Origin of the sequence: Bradyrhizobium sp. 139, from assembly GCF_023074175.1 — a bacterium.
In the GTDB taxonomy this organism is placed as follows: Bacteria; Pseudomonadota; Alphaproteobacteria; order Rhizobiales; family Xanthobacteraceae; genus Bradyrhizobium.
Genome location: NZ_JADPKS010000024.1, coordinates 17,520 through 36,982, shown reverse-complemented (window position 1 = coordinate 36,982; position 19,463 = coordinate 17,520). Strand labels below are relative to the sequence as shown.

Genomic DNA, 19,463 nt, shown 5'->3' with positions numbered 1-19,463 from the left:
GCGAGTGAAGCGGCGAAGCGAAGCAATCCAGAATCTTTCCGCGGTGACAGTCTGGATTGCTTCGTCGCTTCGCTCCTCGCAATGACGAAAGCAAAAGGCCAAACCATATGTCCGTCCGCATCGTCGACGTCCGCGAAGTGACAAAACCGATCTCTTCGCCGATCCGCAACGCCTATATCGATTTCACCAAGATGACGACGAGCCTCGTTGCCGTCATCACCGATGTGGTGCGCGACGGCAGGCGCGTGGTCGGTTACGGCTTCAATTCCAACGGCCGCTACGGCCAGGGCGGCCTGATCCGCGAGCGCTTTGCCTCGCGCATCCTGGAAGCCGACCCGACGTCGCTGCTCGATGCGGCTGGTGACAATCTCGACCCCGACAAGGTCTGGGCCGCGATGATGACCAACGAGAAGCCGGGCGGCCATGGCGAGCGCTCGGTCGCGGTCGGCACCATCGACATGGCGGTGTGGGATGCGGTGGCGAAGATCGCCGGCAAGCCGCTGTTTCGCCTGCTCGCCGAGCGTCACGGGCTGACCGCCAACCCGCGCGTCTTCGTCTACGCCGCCGGCGGCTACTACTATCCCGGCAAGGATCTCTCGATGCTGCGCGGCGAGATGCGCGGCTATCTCGATCGCGGCTACAACGTCGTCAAGATGAAGATCGGCGGCGCGCCGATCGAGGACGACCGCACGCGCATCGAGGCGGTGCTGAAGGAGATCGGCAAGGAAGCGCAGCTCGCGGTCGACGCCAATGGCCGCTTCGATCTCGAAACCGGAATCGCCTACGCAAAAATGCTGCGCGACTACCCGCTGTTCTGGTACGAGGAGGTCGGCGATCCCCTTGACTACGCACTGCAAGCCGCGCTCGCCGAATTTTATCCAGGCTCGATGGCAACCGGCGAAAACCTGTTCAGCCACCAGGATGCACGCAATCTGATCCGCTACGGCGGCATGCGCCCGGACCGCGACTGGCTGCAATTCGACTGCGCGCTGTCCTATGGCCTGTGCGAGTACCAGCGCACGCTGGACGTGCTGAAGACCTACGGCTGGTCACCGAGCCGCTGCATCCCGCATGGCGGCCACCAGATGTCACTCAACATCGCCGCCGGCCTCGGCCTCGGCGGCAACGAGAGCTACCCCGACCTGTTCCAGCCCTACGGCGGCTTCCCCGACGGCGTCCGCGTCGAGAACGGCCACATCACCATGCCGGACCTTCCCGGCATCGGCTTCGAGGGCAAGTCGGATCTCTACAAGGAAATGAAGGCGCTGGCGGAGTAGTGCTGGGGCGCGAAGTCCGCGCCACACACTCCGCCATTGCGAGGCGTCGCCATTGCGGGCGCAGCGAAGCAATCCAGAATCTTTCCGCGGAGGCCGACTGGATTGCGTCGCTTCGCTCGCGACGACGATGTGGCGGCGAGCCGGCTGTCCCTTACGACAACCGCATATCCAGCAGCCTTCGTCCCTCGCCCCTCAGCAGCTTCTTCACCGCGCTGGAGGCCACGACCTCGCCGTCATTGGCGTAGGCCTCGTGGTTCTTCTCGATGTCCTCGAGGCGGTAGAGATAGTTGACCATGACGCCGGCCGACTCCCGCACGCCTTTCGGGGAGAGGTCGCCGAGCCAGTTGATGCGCTCGAGCCGGGCGCCGTTGCCGAGATGGAAGCGGGCGACGGAGTCGATCAGGCGCCCCTTCGGCGTACGCGCCTTCAGGAAGTAATGCGCGGCGAGCGGTTCGACCACGGCGCGCAGCTGCGCGGTCGTCTCTGCATCTTCGAACCATTTCGGATCGTCGAGACGCTTGACTAGCTCGCGGTCCTCGTCCGACAGCGGCAGGTCCTTGTCCTGCTTGATCCACGGCATGAAGCCGGGTACCGGCGACAGCGTCACGAAATTGTCGAGTTTCGGCAATTCGCGGCGCAGCTCCTCGACCACCTGCTTGATCAGGAAGCTGCCGAAGGAGATGCCGCCGAGACCGCGCTGGGTGTTGGAGATCGAATAGAACACGGCGGTGCGGGCGCGCGCGATCGCCAGATGCTGGCGATCCACAGCGAGCAGCGGCGCGATCGCGCCGGGGATTGTCTCGGTCAGCGCCACCTCGACGAAGATCAGGGGCTCGTCGACCATCGCGGGATGGAAAAAGGCGTAGCAGCGGCGGTCAACGGGATCGATGCGGCGGCGCAGATCGTCCCAGTCGCTGATCTCGTGCACGGCTTCGTAACGGATGATCTTTTCGAGGATGTTGGCCGGGGTCGACCAGTCAATCCGGCGCAGCACGAGAAACCCCCTGTTGAACCACGAAGAGAGAAGATGCGAGACGTCGCGGTCGAGCGCGGCGAGATCGGTGTGACCGTTCATCATGCCAAGCAGATCGGCGCGCATGTTGACGAGATCGCCGGTGCCGCCCGGGGCGCGGTTGAGACGGCGGATCAGCTCCTGCCGGCGCGGCTCGGAGGCAAAGTGCAGGGAACTTGCGTCCTCGTCACTGGGCTTGGCGCGCCATGTTTCGATCGCCTTGGACAGGCGTTCCCGATCGGGACCGAAATCGCGCACCAGCGCTTCGAAGAAAGCGCGGCGTCCCGCCGCATCCAACTCCTGGTAGATATCGAGCACCTCACGCGCCATGGCGGTGCCCGAAGCTTCGCCACGGCCCGACAACAAGGCGCCGCAGAGCTCGATCAGCCCGTCGGCATCCTGCCTGGTATCAGCGGAATCCCTGCGGCGCAGCAGCGTGCGGCCGCGCTCGGAGATGGTGGCGAGCAGGTCGGAGAAATAGGCATTGGCCATCTGGGCTTTTCGATCCCGGTGTGTGCGATGCGGGGAAGCTTACACGGCATTTAGGCGGAAGCCGATCACAATCAAGCGCAAGAATTTGGCAACTTTAGCTATGCCGTGCGCCCTGAGTTACGCTGTCATGCCTGCCCTGCGAGGGCGGGGCAATTGCGCATGAGAGTTTGGGGTGCTGCAGCATCCGCATCGTCATGGCCGGGCTTGTCCCGGCCATCCACGACCTTCTCTGGCCGCCCCAGAGAACGTGGATGCCCGGGACAAGCCCGGGCATGACGACCTCTTGTGAATGTTCATATGCGATTGCCCACTCGCGAAGCGGGCAATGACAGCGAATGTGGAGTTACCCCTTCCGCGCAAACTCCGTCGGCGTCCGCCCCGTCACCTGACGAAACGCGGCCGAGAACGCCGGCACGCTGGCATAACCGAGCTGCGTCGCGAGCTGCTTCACGGACACGTTTGTATCCGTCGACAGAAGCTGGATCGCGGATGCGATGCGGGCGCGCTGGCACCAGCTCTTGAAGCTCAATTGCGTCTGCATCGAGAACAGCCGCGACAGCGTGCGCGCGGAGGTTCCGACCTCGCGCGCCAGCGTGTCGACGTCATGCAGGCCGGTGGGATCGTCGAGCACGATCATGGCAGCGCGCCGGCAGCGCGGCTCGCGCGGCAGCGGCACGAAGGTCGCAGAATCCTCGGCCTGGTGCAATTCCAGCATCACCAGACGGACCAGCAGCTCGGTGCGCTCTTCCGTATTCCGCGCGTCGAACAGCGCAAGGATCGCCTGATTGAGCAGCGGCGACACCCGCACAACGAATTCCTTGGTCAATCCTTCATAGCGCTTTTCGCGCTTGAGCCAGGGCAGGTCGAAATACAGCGTGCGCATCTCGATGTCGGCGAGCACGTCGATGGCGTGCTCGAGGTGGGCAGGCACCCAGACGGCGCGGTCCGGCGGCACCAGCCAACGGCCCTTCGGCGTGGTCACCTGCATCGTACCCTTCGCGGCATAGACCAGCTGCGCCTCCCGGTGCATGTGCGGGTCGAGCCGCAGGCCCCTGGGATAGTCGCGCGCGACCAGGTGCACGCCCGCGGTCGAGCGGTGGTTTCCCTGAACGTCCCGGATTGGCGTTTCGACGACAGTCATTGGCAGCATCCCGTCATGTCCAGGACATATAACTCATTTCGGAGCAGGAGAGGATTCGTATGAACAGTCCCAGCCGGGTGATCAGTTTTGTCAATGCAGGCCATTTCATCGACCATTATGCGATGCTGATCTTCGCCGCCGCGGTGATCATCATGGGACCGGCACTCGGCATGGCCTATTCGGAACTTCTGCCCTACGCGACGCCCGGCTTCGTCGCTTTCGGTGCGGGCTCGCTGCTCACCGGCTGGCTCGGCGACCGCTGGAGCCGCCGCCACATGATGCTGATCTTCCTCATCGGCATCGGCCTGTCCATGATCTCGGTCGGCTTCGTGCAGACCCCGGCGCAGCTCGGCGCGACACTGTTCGCGATCGGCATCTTCGCTTCGATCTACCATCCCGTCGGCACCGCGATGATCGTGTCATACGCGGACAAGCTCGGCCGCGAGATGGGATTGAACGGCGTCTGGGGCAATCTCGGTGTCGCCTCGTCCGCGCTGGTTACCGGCGTGATCGGCCAGTATCTCGGCTGGCGTTTTGCCTTCATCGTTCCCGGCATTGTCACGATCCTGATCGGCATCGCCTTCGCGATGATGGTCGTGCATGAGGACCGCAAGGGCTCCAGGCAGGCGGCGGCGCAGGCGCGCGTGGCCAAGCAGGACATGTGGCGCGTTATCCTGTCGCTGCTGATCGTCGTGATCGCGATTTCGACCACGTTCAACGCCGTCACCGTGGCGTTGCCAAAGCTGTTCGCCGAGCGGCTCGCCGATCTCACCAGCAGCCCGGCGCTGCTCGGCGTCATCGCCGCCTGCGTCTACGTGTTCGGCGCGATGACGCAATACACGATCGGCCGGCTGCTCGACCGCTACGCGCTGAAGACGGTGGCGCTGCCGCTGTCGTTCATGCTGGCGCCGTTCCTCTATCTCGCCGCGAGCCTGTCCAATCTGCCGCTGATCCTGGTCTCGATCGGCATCGTCATGGGCGCGTTCGGGCAGGTCACGGTCAACGACGCCATGGTCGGCAAATACACCAGCGAGGAATGGCGCTCGCGCGCCTATGCGGTGCGCTATTTCATCGGCTTCACCGCCGCCGGCGCCTCCGTGGGCCTCGTCGCCTGGCTCTACGAGCAGGGCGGCTTCGTGACGATGCTGCATGCGTTCGCCGCGCTCTGCCTGCTGGCGATCGCCGCCGCGATCATCCTGCCGCGCGAGATCAGGACGCCGCAGGCGGCGTGAGTTTTCGTGTCTCGGACGAGCTGCAACGCGTGAGCGTTGCGGCGCAGAACCGGAACCCAGAAGCCCCGAATGCCGTGTCGCATGGGGCCCCGGCTCTGCAGCGCACCGCGACGTGGCGCTGCGCTGATCGGCACTCTCTCCACCCGCAATGACGGAGGATGAGGAGGTGCCTTGCGCAACTCTCGTGCACGCCACCGATCATGCCATTCTGCCGGTGTTTTGCCCGACGGCGCAAGCCGTTTCGGCAAGACCGAAATTTCTCAAGCTTTTTCAATGCCATCTCTACTGTGCATGGGGTTGTTTTCGCATTTTTTGTTTTGGCCCCCACCGCCAGCGACTGGAACCTGCTCCAACTCCCGCGGGTTCTATCCCCGTGGCCCCGGCACCTCGCCGGGGCGGGTGAAGGGGGAAAGAGACCTGCATGCGGTGGAGCCTGCTCCGACCGGTCGGCCTTGTCCCCGCGGCGCTTGTCCTCACCACCTTTGCGGCCAGCGCAGAGGGCGGCAAATCGGCCGGTCCCTCGGAATTCCTCCTGGTGGCGCAGATCGTGCTGCTGATCGCCGTCGGCCGCGGCCTCGGCGAGATCATGCAGCGGATCGGCCAACCCTCGGTGATCGGTGAATTGCTCGCCGGCATCGTGCTCGGACCGTCGCTGTTCGGCTGGATCTGGCCGGAGGCGCAGCACGCGATCTTCCCGAAGACGCCCGAGCAGAAGGCGATGATCGACGGCATCGCCCAGTTCGGCATTCTTCTCCTGCTGCTGCTGACCGGCATGGAGACCGATCTCAAGCTGGTCAGGAAGGTCGGTAAGGCCGCAATCGCGATCTCGATCGCCGGCATCGTCGTGCCCTTCGCCTGCGGCTTTGCGCTGGGCGAGTTTTTGCCGGACGCACTGCTGCCGAATCCGCAAGCGCGGCTGGTGGCCTCGCTGTTCATGGGCACGGCACTCTCGATCTCGTCGGTCAAGATCGTCGCGGTGGTGGTGCGCGAGATGAACTTCATGCGCCGCAATGTCGGCCAGATCATCGTCGCGACCGCCGTCATCGACGACACCATCGGCTGGATCATCATCGCGATCATCTTCAGCCTGGCCTCGCATAGTACGCTGGATATCGCCTCGGTGGCGCAAGCCGTGCTGGGCACGCTCGCCTTCCTCGCCATCAGCTTCACCATCGGCCGCCGGCTGGTGTCTCAGCTCATCCGCTGGGCCAACGACAATCTGGTCAGCGCGGCGGCGGTGGTTACGGTCATTCTGTTGCTGATGTGCGTCATGGCGCTGATCACGCATCTGATTGGCGTCCACACCGTACTCGGCGCCTTCGTCGCCGGCATCCTGGTCGGCGAATCCCCGATCCTGACAAGGCAGATCGACGAGCGCCTGCGTGGCCTGATCTCGAGCTTCTTCATGCCGGTGTTCTTCGGCCTTGCAGGCCTCAGCGCCGATCTATCGGTGCTGCGCGATCCCAATCTCCTGATGCTCACCGGCCTGCTGGTCGTGATCGCCAGTGTCGGCAAATTCGGCGGCGCATTCGTCGGCGGCACTTTGGGCGGCTTGAACACGCGGGAGTCGCTTGCGCTCGCGAGCGGGATGAACGCGCGCGGCTCGACCGAGGTGATCATCGCCACCATCGGCCTGTCCATCGGCGTGCTCAGCCAGAACCTGTTCACGATGATCGTGACCATGGCGATCGTGACCACGATGGCGATGCCGCCGATGCTGCGCGCGGCGCTGGCAAAGCTGCCGATGAATGAGGAGGAGAAGGAGCGGCTGGAGCGGGAAGAATTCGAGAAGCGCGGCTTCATTGCCAATCTCGAGCGTCCCCTGCTGGCGGTGGACGAAAGCGTCAACGCCACTTTCGCCGCGCACATCGCCGGCCTGATCGCCGGCATGCGCGGCTTGCCGATCACCGTGCTGCATATCGGCAACCGCGCCAATGAGCGGGAGAAGGGCCGCGACGAGCAAGAGAGCCACGAAACCGTGGTGAAGAAGGCCGCCGAAACCGTTTCCGCCCACGGCGAGCGCGATGCCGGCAGCGTCGATGTCGTCACCCGGGCAAGGCGCGCGGAGCTCGGCGAGACGATCGCCGAGGAAGCGCGGAAGGGCTTTGATCTGCTCGTCGTCGGCGTCGACAAGGTCACGGCAGCCAAGGACCGTTTCGATCGCAAGATCGACGACATCGTCGCCGAATTTGAGGGGCCGCTCGCGATCGTCGTGGCCAAGGGCAAGCACCTGAAGCAGCCGGTGCCCGATGCGCTCAACATCCTCGTGCCGGTCTCCGGCAGCGGCGTCTCCAGGCGCGGCGCCGAGGTCGCAGTCGCGCTGACCCAGGCCGGATCAGGCTCGCTCCGGGTGATCTATGTGGCGACAACGCGGGACAGGGGCGCGCAGCGCGGCGCATCGCGCGGGCTCAGCCAGGAAGCCGGTATCCTCAAGGATGCCAGCGATCTCGCCGCCCGCTACGATGTCGATATCACGACCACGTTGCGCGTGAACCGGGCGCCGGAGGCGGCGATCCTCCGCGAGATCGACACCACCGACGTCGATCTCGTGGTGATGGGCGTCGACCGCATCCAGGCCGATCATCTCTCCTTCGGCGGCGTCGCCGACGCCGTGCTGCGGCAGTCGAAGATCTCGGTGCTTCTGATATCGAGCGGGGAGGCGCACCGGACGACTGCAGAAAAAGCCTAAGGCTTCGCCTCCGCCAGCGGCTGCGCCTTCGGCACCTTCTTCGACGCGCGCCAGTTCTCGAAGCGCTGCACCACCACGAAGAAAGCCGGCACGAACAGCACCGCAAGACAGGTCGAGGCCAGCATGCCCGAGAACACCGTGATGCCGATCGACTTGCGCGCGCTGGCGCCGGCGCCGGTCGCGACCACCAGCGGCACCACGCCGAGAATGAAGGCGAACGAGGTCATCAGGATCGGCCGGAAGCGGGCGCGCGCCGCTTCGATGGCGGATTCCAGCACCGGCTTGCCGTCGCGGCCGTGCAGCTCGAGCCCGACCTCGACGATCAGGATGGCGTTCTTGGCCGACAGTGCGATCAAGAGGATCAGGCCGATCTGGCAATACAGGTTGTTGTCGATCTTCAAGGCGTTGAGGATCAGCATTGGTCCGATCAGCGAGAGCGGCACCGCGAGGATCACCGAGATCGGCGCGTACCAGCTCTCGTACTGGCCGGCGAGCACGAGATAGACCAGCAGCATGGCGAGGCCGAACACCCAATAGATCTGGTTCGAGACCGCCTTTTCCTGATAGGACATCGCGGTCCATTCGTAGCCGGTGCCCGGCGGCAGCGTCTTGTCCGCGATCTCCTCCATCAGTTTCAACGACTGGCCCGAGGAATAGCCCTGCGCCGGCAGACCGATGACGGTCGAGGATGGATAGAGGTTATAGAGGCTGATCAGCGAGGGGCCGGTGGCCGGCGTGATCGTGGCGACGGTGCCGATCGGGATCATATCACCGTTCGAGTTGCGCACCTGCATGTTGGCGATGTCGCGCTCTGTGACGCGGAACGCGGGATCGGCCTGCGTGTAGACCTGAAACACGCGGCCGAACTTGTTGAACTGGTTGACATAGGACGAGCCGAGATAGGTTGACAATGCCGAGAACACCTGGTCCGTCGTCACGTGCAGGGTCTGGGTCTTGACGCGGTCGATCTCGACGTTGAATTGCGGCACAGAGGAGCGGAACGAGGACTGGACGCGCTGGAGTGCGCTCTGGCTCTGGCCGTTGGAGACCATCGCCCCGGTAATCGCTTGCAGCTTGGCGAAATCGCTGTTGCCGTCGCGCAGCTCGACCTGCATCGAGAAGCCGGCGGCGTTGCCGATGCCCTGGATCGGCGGCGGCGGCAGCACCAGCGCGCGTGCCTCCATGATGGTCGCGAGCTTGTCGTTAAGCCCATACACCAGCGAGCGCAGGTCCTCGCCCGGTCCTTTGCGCGCCTCCCAATCCTTCAGAATGATGTAGGCGACCCCGGCATTGGCAAGGCTGGCGCTGTTGTCGAGCGCGGAGATGCCGGCGATGGTGATGACCTGCTGGACTCCAGGCGTTTCCTTGATCAGTTCGCTCGCTTTGTCGAGCACCGTCTGAGTTCGTTCCAGCGCGGCGCCGTCGGGCAGTTGCACGGCGGCGATCAGATAGCCCTGGTCCTCGATCGGCAGGAAGCCGGTCGGCACCCGCGACAGGCCATAGCCGCCGATTCCGATCAGCACCATTGCGAACGCGACCGAGACCGTGGCGTGCCTGCACAGGAAACTGATCAGCCGGGTATAGCCACGCTCGACGCGGTCATAGACGGCGTTGAACCCCCGGTAGAAGAAATTGCGCTGCTCGGGCGGCACCGTCGGCCGCAGCCAGAGCGCACATTGCGTCGGCTTCAGCGTCGCCGCGTTGATGGCGGACAAAAGCGCGGTTGCCGCGATCACCAGCGCGAATTGCGAATAGATGCGCCCCGTGAGGCCGGAGAGGAACGAGGCCGGCAAGAACACGGAGATCAGCACCAGGGTGATGCCGACGATCGGCGCGAACAGCTGGTCCATCGCCTTTATCGCGGCGTCGTGGCCGTTCATGCCCTGCTCGATGTTGTGCGCGGCGCCTTCGACCACGACGATGGCGTCGTCGACGACGATGCCGATCGCAAGAACGATCGCGAACAGCGTCGACATGTTGATGGTGAAGCCGAGCGCCGCCATCGCCGCGAATGCACCGATGATGGTCACCGGCACGGTGGTCGCCGGCACCAGCATCGCGCGCCAGTCCTGCAGGAAAGCCAGGATCACGACCAGCACCAGCAGGCCGGCTTCGATCAGCGTCATGTAGACCTCGTGCACAGAGGCCTGCACGAACTTTGTGGTGTCGAACGGAGTGTCGTATTTCATGCCTTGCGGGAAGGCCTTTGCGAGCTCCGCCATCTTTTTCTCGACCGCCTGCTCGACCTGGAGCGCGTTGGCGCCCGGCGACTGAAACACGCCGATGCCGGTGGCGGGCTGCTTGTTCAGCGAGAAGATCTGGCTGTAGGTCTGCGCGCCCAGTTCGACCTGGCCGACGTCGCGCACGCGCGTGACGTCGCCGCTGGTGCCTGATTTGACGATGATGTTCTCGAACTGGGTGGTGTCGTCGAGCCGACCGTTGACGTTGAGCGTGTACTGAAACGCCTGGCCCGGCGGCGTCGGCGGCGCGCCGACCTGGCCCGCCGAGACCTGCTGGCTCTGCTGCTGGATCGCCTGGATGACGTCCTGCGGCACGAGGCCGCGCACTTGCAGCTTGTTCGGATCGAGCCACACCCGCATCGAATACTGGCCGGCGCCGAACACCGTGACGTTGCCGACGCCGGGCAGGCGCGAGAGCTCGTCGCGCAGATTGATGGTGGCGTAGTTGCTCAAATAGAGGCTATCGAACGTCTTGTCCGGCGAGGTCAGCGTCACGAACAGCAGAATCGAAGTCGATCGCTTCTGGACGGTGACGCCCTGGTTCTGCACGGAGGCCGGCAGTTGCGATAGCGCGCTGGAGACGCGGTTCTGCACCAGCACCTGCGCGAAGTTCAGGTCGGTGCCGATCTTGAAGGTCACGGTCAGCGTATAAGTGCCGTCGGAGCCGCTGTAGGACTGCATGTAGAGCATATCCTCAACGCCGTTGACCTGCTGCTCGATCGGCAGCGCGACGGTGTCGATCACGGTCTTGGCGCTGGCGCCAGGATAGCGCGTGGTAACCTGCACGGTCGGCGGCACCACGTCCGGATATTGCGCGACCGCGAGATTGAACAGCGCGACGCCGCCGATCAGGATCATCAGAAGCGCGATGACGTTCGAGAGGACCGGCCGCTCGATGAAGAATTTTGAGATCATGGCCGCCGCTCCTACTTGCAGATCTTACTTGGCAGACGCCTGCGGCTGCTCGATCTTCGTGACTTGCGGGTCGATCTTCTGGCCCGGGATCACCCGCAGGAGCCCTGCGATGACGACGCGGTCGTCCGGCTTCAGGCCGCTTTCGATTACGCGCAGGCCGTTGTCGACAGGGCCGATCTGCACCTTGCGCTGCTCGACCGAATTATCGCCGTTGACCACCAGGAGATAGCGGCCGCCCTGATCGCTGCCGAGCGCGGTGTCGGGAACGAGGAGGGCGGACTTCTCTTGGGAGAACGGCACGCGGACGCGGACGAAATAGCCGGGCAGCAGCACCCGCTTGTCGTTGGGGACGAGGCCGCGGACAGCCAGCGTGCCTGTCGATTGATTGAGGGTCGGCGAGACGTAGTCGAGATGACCCTCATGCGGATAGCCGGTTTCGGTCTGCAGGCCCACTTGAATCGGAAATTGCTTGAGGTCGGAGGCGGTCAGCCCGCGGCGCGCAGCTTCGGCGCGGATGCGCAAGACGTCCTGCTCGTTGACGGTGAAGTTCACATAGATCGGGTCCATCGCGACGATGGAGGCGAGTTGGGTCGGGGAGGCGACGCCGACGAGTTCGCCGATCGAGACCATATGCGCGCTGACGACGCCGTCGAACGGTGCACTCACCTTGGTGTAGCCGTAGTTGACCTCGGCGAGGCGGGTGTTGGCCTGGGCCTGCTGGAGGTTGGCCTGGGCGTTGTCGCGGTTCGAGGTCGAGGTGTCGAGCGTGGCCTGCGAGACCGCCTGACGCTGCACCAGCTCGGCCTGCCGCTTGAAGTCGGCTTCGGCCTGACGAAGCGAGGCTTGGGCGCCGGCTTCAGCCGCCTGCGCCTGATCGAGCTTCAGCTTGTAGGTCTCGGGCTCGATCGTGAAGAGCTGGGTGCCCTGCTTGACGAAGGTGCCGTCCTGATAGTCGATCGATTGCAGGAAACCCTGCACGCGCGCGACGAGATCGACATTCTTGATCGGCGCGGTGTTGCCGGTGGCCTCGACATAGCGGGTCACCGGGCGCTCCACGGGTGTCGCGACGTCCACCTTCGGCGGCGGTGGCGCCACGAAACTGTTCTTGTCCTCGCAGCCGGCGAGCGCCACCATGGCCGCCGCGGCAGCCAGTGCCCGCCCGATATGTCTCCGCGCTCCGTTCCGTGGTGCGAGATTCGCGCAGGTCATTCGGTGGTCCCCGATTATTGTCTGTCGGGGCGGCAGGCTACCAACAAATGCCCGGCCGTGGAACACCATAGCCATGGCAGTCACAGGCCTTGCACTCCAAACGGCGGTGTGGCCTTTGACAGGTTTGTCGTGACAAATCGCTTTTCACCGTGCGCGCGATCAACCAGAATTATGTCAATGGCCGAGTGACGGAAACCAAGCGGTCGGGAACGAGAGAAGAAGAAAAGGTGAGGAGAACATGACATGCCCACATCCCTCCAATCGGCCCTTGCCGGCCTCGTTGTCGCAGCAGTGCTTGCCTTGCCAGCGCTAGCCGACGGCCTGAAGGACGACATTGCGCCGACCGGCAAGCTGCGGGTCGCGATTGCGATCAGCCCGGCGGGCGGCGCGTTCTGGTCGACCAAGACCGAATCCGGCTATGCCGGCGTGCCGGTCGATCTCGGCAGGGAGATGGCCGCGCAGCTTGGCGTGCCCGTCGAATATGTCGTGCACCAGAACTCCGGGCAGATCACCGACGCGGCGTCGAAGGGCAGCTGGGATATCACCTGGCTGCCCAGGGATCCCGAGCGCGAGACCAGGATGATGTTTGGGCCGATCTACGAGGTCGCGGACGCCACCTACATCGTCAGACCCGGCTCCGCCGTCACCAATTTCGCCACGCTCGACCAGCCCGGCATCAAGGTCGCGGCCGTCAACGCCACGACCACCATGCGTGGCGCGATCGCGCATCTGAAGAACGCCAAGGTCACCGGCTACCAGACCTATGACGAGATCTTCGGTCATCTCAAGAGCGGCGAGGTCGACGCCTTCGCGCTGTCGCGCGATCAGCTCAACAAGATGGCACAGAAAATTCCGGGCACGCGGGTGCTGGACGAGACGTTCAAGAAGACGGTGACCGCCGTCGCTGTCCCGCTCGGTCACAGCCAGGCATTGGCGTTCGTCACCAAATTCATGACGGATGCGACCACGAACGGCACGTTGCGCAAGGCCTATGACAACAATGGCCTGAAGGATTCGCCGATCCGGACGGAATAGGTCCGTCGGCCTGAGTTGCGCGCCATCAGGCTAGATTGCGGTCGCAAGCGGGTAGCGTTTGCAACCGGTCCGTCAGCGCGGTTTGATCTCCGAATATTTCGCCATCGCGCGCTCGAACTTTCGGTTGAACAGCCACATCGCAGCCAGAATGTCGCGGAAGCTGGCCGAGGTGCGCGCCCGGTCCGCCTGTCCGAACGCGAAGATGCTGTTGTTGCGCAAGTGCTTCATGATCGTCGGGCTGGACACCCTGTAGTTCAGGAGATCGCCCGACTTGAGCGCGGACCGCGTCGGGGTGGGCACGATCTGGATCAGCTCGAACAGCTTCATCTGGTCGATCGGATCGGGCAATGTCTTCAGGATCGCCGGGATCTCCCGGAAGACATCCGCATGCGCGTTCATCAGGCCGTCGCGCACGTTGGTCCAGTGGTTGAAGCGATGATCGGTGCCGCGGGCCCGCGCCTCTTCCTTGTCGTCGCGCGCGTTCAGCTCGGGATCGGCCGCCGCGATCGTTCCTTTGATGACCTCCCACTTCCTGCGGCCGTTGCGGTCTTCGGACGGGCCGGTCTGAAAGCTGCCCATATAGGTGTTCGAGCGCCCATTGCGGACATTCTGCTTGCCGTTGGTCTCGGCGAAGAAGAGCCCGAGGCTGATCCGGCCCGCAGCTTCGGCGTGAGCCGGTGCAAGCCCTTTGGCGCGCGCGATCGCGATGGCGAGATCGACCACGTCCTTGAACGGGGTCGCCGAGTTTTGCGCGCCGGCAGGTGGCGCCTCCATGAGGTCGAACAGCCTTCCGTATTCGTCGATCAGCGGCTCGATGTCGGCGTCGAAATAAGCCGGTGGCATTTCGAACTTGTTGGGCCTGCCGATCCGCGACGGCATGGCGTCGGTGAGATCCTTGTAGCTGCTGATCACAGCGACGCGCGCAAGGTAGATGGCTTGGCCCGGCAGATTCGGCAGCGGCTGTTTTGCCTCGATCTGGCCGCGACGCTCGGCAAGGATGGCTTTGAAATCGCCGAGCGCGCGCTCGTAGGTCGCAACCGCCTCCGCTTGCTTTGCCGTCAGCGTTTGCGCCTGGCTCGCGGCAAATGTGAGGAGCAGCCCAAGCGCGCCTATGGCTGCGATGGCATGACGTCGTGCACGCATGGCCGGTTCCCCCAACGATTCGTCGGTCAGGGGATCGTAGCCTAATCGTTGGCTTCGGGCGGCAGGAAATCGACCTCGTGCAGGGCCGAGATGCGCACAACCTCGGCGGGGTCGGTCAGATTGTCGAGCTGGCTGAACAACGCCTCCAGCTTCTGCATCGGTGAGACCCAGAACAGCGCGCGGGCCGGTTTGTCGGATTTGTTGAAATAGCCGTGCGGGATTCCGCGCGGCAGGCGCACGAGATCGCCGGCATGGGCCTTCACCCATTTGCCGTCGAGCTTGAGGTCGAGCGTGCCTTCCTGCACCAGGATGAATTCGTCCTGGGTCGGATGGATGTGCACCGGCACGAACTGGCCGGGATCGCTGTTGGTCTCGAATGCGAAGGTGGACTCGGTGATTGCCTTGGGGAAATAGACTTGGCCCAGGATGTTCCAGCTCTTGCCGTTAAAGCCCGTGCCGCTCGCGGTGATGCCCTTTTCGAGTGCAGTCATGGCTCGCCTCCAATGGAATTTTGACTGAGGCGTAGTGTTGCGCAGCTGCCTTGCGCTGTCCATGCGCAAGACGCGCGTTAACGCCCGTCGCGATCGGACCGCTGCCTGCGCAAAAAACCTTCGACCTCGGCCTGCACCGAATAGGGCGTCGGGATCGGATCGCCCGCAGCGTCAACGGCAGTGTCGAGGGAGCGGCGCAGCATGCGCGCGAGCTCGGCTTTTCGGTACGGCTTTGTCAGAAACGGCGCGCCCATGGTGGCGCGTCCCTGCACATGCAGCGAATCATAAGCATAACCCGACGTGAACAGCACCCGCAGCGAGGGTCGCGCGGTCACCATCTGTTTGGCGAGCTCGCGTCCGTTGATGCCGCCGGCCATCACGATGTCGGTGAGGAGCAGATCGAACGGCGTACCTTCGGCCGCGATGGCGAGCGCTTCGGTCGCATTGGCGGCGGGGATGACCTTGTAGCCGAGGCTTTCGAGCTGGACCGTGACATACTGGCGGACGTCGCGATCGTCCTCGACGCAAAGGATGGTTTCCACCCCGCCCACGACCTTGCGTTCGTCGTACCCGATCGGGCGAAGCGTGCTGGTCTCGGCCTTCGGCAGGTAGATCGTGAAAACCGCGCCGCGGCCTTCATCGGAGGCGACCTTGATGCCGCCGCCGGACTGCTTCACGAAGCCGAACACCATGCTGAGCCCGAGCCCGGTGCCCTTGCCGACCTCCTTGGTCGAGAAGAAGGGATCGAAGATGCGTTCGAGGATGGCTTGCGGGATGCCCATGCCGGTGTCGGCGATCTCGATCTCGACATAGTCGCCGGCATAGCCGGCGCCGACCGCCACCGCCTCGCGCACGCCGAACACCACGTTGCGTGTCGTCAGCGTGAGCTTGCCGCCATCGGACATCGCGTCGCGGGCGTTGATCGCGAGGTTGAGCAGGGCCGAACTCAGCTGACCGCGGTCGGCGAAAGCCAGCCAGACGTTGCGGTCGAGCCTCGTCACGATCTCGATCGTCTTGTCGAAGGTCGCGAGCAGCAGTTTTGCCAGCTCCTCAATGAGCTCGTTGACGTCGATCTCCGCCGGCAGGAGCGTCTGCTTGCGGGCAAAGGACAGCAGGCTCGATGTCAGCCCGGCGCCGCGATCGGCGGCGTCGCTGATCAGCTTGGTGACGATCGCAAGCGGCGGGTTGTCCTTCACGGCGTCGGCAAGGATCTCGATCGTGCCCGTGATCACAGTGAGCATGTTGTTGAATTCGTGCGCGATGCCGCCGGTGAGCTGGCCGATCGCCTCCATCTTCTGGGCCTGGATCAACTGCTCCTCGGCCGCACGCTTCTGGGTGACGTCCTTGACGAAATTGTTGATGATGGTCCGCCCTCCAATCTGAAGCGCTGTGCTCGACGCCTCGATCAGGATCTCGTCGCCCCCCGGTGCAGCAGGGTCGCCTCGAAGCGGATGCCGATCGGCGTATCCGACAGTTCCGGCAAGAGCCGCACCATGCGTTGCCGAAAACCGTCGCGGAGCGGCTCAGCGATGAGGAGGTTGACGACGTCGGTGCCGAGCGCCTCCTTGCGCGTCCATCCGGTCAGGGCCTTGGCCTGAACACTCCACTCCAGGACGATACCGTTTGCATCGGTCTGAATGAAGGCATCGAGCGCGGTCTTGATGACGGCCTGGGTCATCTGTGCGCTGGCCTGTGCCTGCTCGGCCAGTTGCGCGGCGGCGTGTTTTTCCTGCGCCGTTTCGACCGCGCGCGTGCACAGACGCGCGAGCAGGACCGCAACGGCGCCGCTTGCCAGCAAGGCGACGATCTAGGCAAGGCCGAACCCGGTTCCGGTCACGGCATAGGAGGCGAGCAGGGCCGCGGCGGTCACGACGACCTGCGCGGCCATCGCGAGTGTCAGAAGCCCCCTGAATTTCATGGTCTCACACCAACGACGTCAGTCGCGGACCCTCGCGCCCACCTGTCAATGAGTCCCGCTCGAACGTGAGCTACAGACTCCGTGCGCCGCCGTCGAGGGGCAATCTCCGGCGGCGTGCGTTTCAACCTGCCGGCGAATCGGTCTGCCGCAGCGTCGTGACCCAGATCACACGCGCTGCCTGCTGGGTTGGGTTGTCGAACATGTGCGGCACGATGCTCGGAAAACGAAAACTGTCACCGGCCTCGAGCAGGTGAGCCTGGTTGTCGAGCCACAGCCGCAGGCTGCCGGACAGGATGTAGCCGGCCTTCTCGCCGGTGTGCTGCAAAAAGTCGGTGCCGGACGAGGCGCCGGGATTGAGCGTGAGCTCGTAGAGTTCGAGCTGGCCTTTGTCTGCCGGCGTCAGCGCTTCCTTGACGACGCCGCTGGCGGTGAGCCGCAGCAGCCGCCGGCTGTTCTTGCGCACGATGTAGCGCTGCAAATCGGCGGGATCGGTGGTCTCGAAGAAGTAGGAGATGGGCACGTCGAGCGCGATGCTGAGCAGGCGCAGCGTGCGGATCGACGGCATGGCGCGCGCGCGTTCGAGCTGGCTGATCATGCCGTTGGAGAGGCCGGTCCTGGTGGCGACATCCTGGATCGAGAGGCCGGCGCGCTGGCGGAGCAGCCGTACGGTCTCGCCGAGGCGCTGGTCGACCGCATCGTCGGCCTCGATTGCCGGGGCGTCCTTCGGACCGTTGGTATTGCCGCGACCATCCATGCCGCTCTCCCATGCATCATCTCGCCGCCGGACCACATTGGGCCCGAGGCTTTAGTCAGTGTGAAAAGGTCGCGCATCCTAGCAATGTGATTGACAGCCGTATTTAGTCATGATGAACTTTTGATCGAAAAGTTTAGAAGCACTAAAGCTCACTCCTGTCCCTTGCCGGGGTTTCGGGGCGCGGGAGACGGTGCCGCGTGCGACAACGGAGAGTGGTCATGGCAGACGACACCGGCAGGTTCGGCGTTGGGGCACTGCAACTCGGCATTCCGAATCGCCGTCAGTTCTTTCAGTTCGGTGCGGGCGCGGCGGCGGGGTGGAGCCTTTCAGGCAACGCCTTTGCCCAGACCGAACGCCCAGGCAGTCCGCCGGACAAGCCGCGCGGGCAGGTGATTGCGGCGCTGTCGCAGGAGCCGACCGTCTTCCATCCCCTGATGCCGGGCATCGAGGTCGATCAGGGCATCTGGTGGCAGGTGTTCTCGCCGCTCTGGTTCATCGAACCCGACGGCAAGTTCGTTCCCGACCTCGCGCGCGAAGTCCCGACGGTCGAGAATGGCGGCCTGTCGGCCGACGGCCTGACCTGGAAGATCAAGCTGCGCAGCGACGTGAAATGGCACGACGGCACGCCGTTCACGGCCGAGGACGTCAAGTTCTCGCTCGAGTTGATCAACAACCCCGATTTCCGGGTCCGTAATCGCGTCGGCCACAACCTGGTCAAGGACATCAAGGTCGTCGCGCTGGACGAAATCCATTGGCGGATGGAATCTCCCTATTCGCCCTACATGTCGATCCTGTCGCTCACCTTCATCGTGCCAAAGCACATCCTGGAGAAGCTGTCGGATCCAAACGCCTCGCCGTTCCACAATGCGCCGGTCGGCACCGGCCCGTTCCGCTGGGGCGAGCGCGTGCCCGGCGACCACATCCAGTTGAAGGCCCATGCTGGCTACCACGGCAAAGGCCCTTACGTCGAACGCGTGGTCTTCAAATACATTCCGGACCTCACCGTCCTCTACACCCAGTTCCGCACCGGCCAGGTCGATTACACCGGCCTGCAAGGCATCTTGCCGAACTTCGTGCAGGAGGCGAAGACGCTGAAGGGGCGCAAGATCTTCGTCTCGCCGACGTCCTCGGTCGAGCACATCGCGCCCAATCTGGAGTTTGGTGCGCTCGCCGACCGCGCGGTGCGCGAGGCGCTTTACCTCGCCATCAACAAGCAGGCGATCATCGACGCGCTGAACTACGGCCTGCCGACGCAGACCGAGAGCTTTGTGCCGCAACAGGCGTGGTCGTTCCAGCAGGACCTGCCGCAGCACAAATACGATCCCGCCAAGGCCAACGCGCTGCTCGACGCGGCCGGGTGGACGCGCGGCTCCGGCGGCATCCGCGAGAAGGGCGGCGTCAAGCTCGAATTCACCAACTCGACGACGTCGGGCAATGCCGTGCGCGAGCAGACCCAACAGCTGCTGATCCAGGACTGGCGCGCGATTGGTGCTGCGATGCGTGTCAACAACATGCCGGCCGCGGTGATCTGGGGCGATTTCTGGCAGCAGTCGAAATTCAACTCGGTGCTGGTGTCCGTGAACTTCATGCTGGGCAGCGACCCCGACGTAACGCCGCGCTTCGGCTCCGGTGCGATCCCCGCCAAGGGCGGCCGCGGCTACAACACTTATCAATACAACAGCCCGGAGGCCGATCGTCTGCTCGCCGAAGGCGCCAAGCAGTTCGACCTCGCCCAGCGCAAGACGACCTACGGCGATCTGCAGAAGCTGATTCGCAACGATCTCGCGATTCTGCCGCTGTTCCAGGGCTTCATCGCCGAGGGCGTCAAGGAAGGCCTGCAAGGCTTCCGTCCCAACATCAACACCTCCATCAATTGCTGGAACATCCGCGAATGGTACTGGGCCTGATGCATCCG

General features: G+C 64.2%; 12 protein-coding genes and 1 pseudogene. 5 read left to right on the top strand and 8 right to left on the bottom strand.

Annotated features, from left to right (window positions below; all coding sequences use genetic code 11):
• The first annotated feature begins 107 nt into the window (after window positions 1-107).
• The gene (gene tarD, locus IVA80_RS06530; RefSeq protein ID WP_247426909.1) at window positions 108-1,277 is read left to right on the top strand and encodes a mandelate racemase/muconate lactonizing enzyme family protein; all 1,170 of its coding nucleotides are present in this window, start codon (window positions 108-110) and stop codon (window positions 1,275-1,277) included.
• Window positions 1,278-1,428: 151 nt separating this feature from the next.
• On the opposite strand, the gene IVA80_RS06525 is transcribed toward tarD, so the two are convergent.
• The gene (locus tag IVA80_RS06525) at window positions 1,429-2,781 is read right to left on the bottom strand and encodes a malonyl-CoA decarboxylase (protein WP_247426906.1); all 1,353 of its coding nucleotides are present in this window, start codon (window positions 2,779-2,781) and stop codon (window positions 1,429-1,431) included.
• A gap of 343 nt (window positions 2,782-3,124) precedes the next feature.
• Window positions 3,125-3,922, bottom strand: a complete 798-nt coding sequence (locus IVA80_RS06520) for a helix-turn-helix transcriptional regulator (protein WP_247426900.1) — start codon at window positions 3,920-3,922, stop codon at window positions 3,125-3,127.
• Window positions 3,923-3,981: 59 nt separating this feature from the next.
• Between IVA80_RS06520 and IVA80_RS06515 the strand changes: the two genes are divergently transcribed.
• Both IVA80_RS06515 and IVA80_RS06510 read left to right on the top strand, forming a co-directional pair.
• On the top strand, window positions 3,982-5,154 hold the full coding sequence (locus tag IVA80_RS06515) for an MFS transporter (RefSeq protein ID WP_247426897.1): 1,173 nt from the start codon (window positions 3,982-3,984) through the stop codon (window positions 5,152-5,154).
• A gap of 421 nt (window positions 5,155-5,575) precedes the next feature.
• The gene (locus tag IVA80_RS06510; protein WP_247426894.1) at window positions 5,576-7,843 is read left to right on the top strand and encodes a cation:proton antiporter; all 2,268 of its coding nucleotides are present in this window, start codon (window positions 5,576-5,578) and stop codon (window positions 7,841-7,843) included.
• On the opposite strand, the gene IVA80_RS06505 is transcribed toward IVA80_RS06510, so the two are convergent.
• Window positions 7,840-10,998, bottom strand: coding sequence for a multidrug efflux RND transporter permease subunit (locus IVA80_RS06505; RefSeq protein WP_247426892.1), 3,159 nt, complete (start codon window positions 10,996-10,998; stop codon window positions 7,840-7,842). The two genes, IVA80_RS06510 and IVA80_RS06505, sit on opposite strands and share 4 nt — an antisense overlap.
• Before the next feature lie 24 nt (window positions 10,999-11,022).
• Window positions 11,023-12,207, bottom strand: coding sequence for an efflux RND transporter periplasmic adaptor subunit (locus IVA80_RS06500; protein ID WP_247426890.1), 1,185 nt, complete (start codon window positions 12,205-12,207; stop codon window positions 11,023-11,025).
• A 243-nt stretch (window positions 12,208-12,450) separates the two neighbouring features.
• On the opposite strand from IVA80_RS06500, the gene IVA80_RS06495 reads away from it, so the two are divergent.
• A complete protein-coding gene (locus tag IVA80_RS06495; RefSeq protein ID WP_247426888.1) occupies window positions 12,451-13,242 on the top strand; it encodes an ABC transporter substrate-binding protein in 792 nt (263 codons plus the stop codon).
• Window positions 13,243-13,314: 72 nt separating this feature from the next.
• Here IVA80_RS06495 and IVA80_RS06490 read toward each other — a convergent pair whose 3' ends face one another.
• From IVA80_RS06490 to IVA80_RS06475, 4 genes and pseudogenes are all read right to left on the bottom strand, one after another.
• Window positions 13,315-14,385: a hypothetical protein gene (locus IVA80_RS06490; RefSeq protein ID WP_247426885.1), complete on the bottom strand. Its 1,071-nt coding sequence runs from the start codon at window positions 14,383-14,385 to the stop codon at window positions 13,315-13,317.
• Window positions 14,386-14,426: 41 nt separating this feature from the next.
• Complete coding sequence (locus IVA80_RS06485) at window positions 14,427-14,876, bottom strand: cupin domain-containing protein (protein ID WP_247426882.1); 450 nt, start codon at window positions 14,874-14,876, stop codon at window positions 14,427-14,429.
• Between the two features lie 77 nt (window positions 14,877-14,953).
• Window positions 14,954-16,794 (bottom strand): annotated as a pseudogene (locus IVA80_RS06480) (ATP-binding protein).
• Window positions 16,795-16,915: 121 nt separating this feature from the next.
• Entirely contained in the window at window positions 16,916-17,548 is a 633-nt protein-coding gene (locus IVA80_RS06475) for a cupin domain-containing protein (protein ID WP_247426879.1), read from the bottom strand.
• A gap of 218 nt (window positions 17,549-17,766) precedes the next feature.
• On the opposite strand from IVA80_RS06475, the gene IVA80_RS06470 reads away from it, so the two are divergent.
• The gene (locus IVA80_RS06470) at window positions 17,767-19,455 is read left to right on the top strand and encodes a peptide ABC transporter substrate-binding protein (protein WP_247426873.1); all 1,689 of its coding nucleotides are present in this window, start codon (window positions 17,767-17,769) and stop codon (window positions 19,453-19,455) included.
• The last annotated feature ends 8 nt before the right edge of the window (window positions 19,456-19,463 follow it).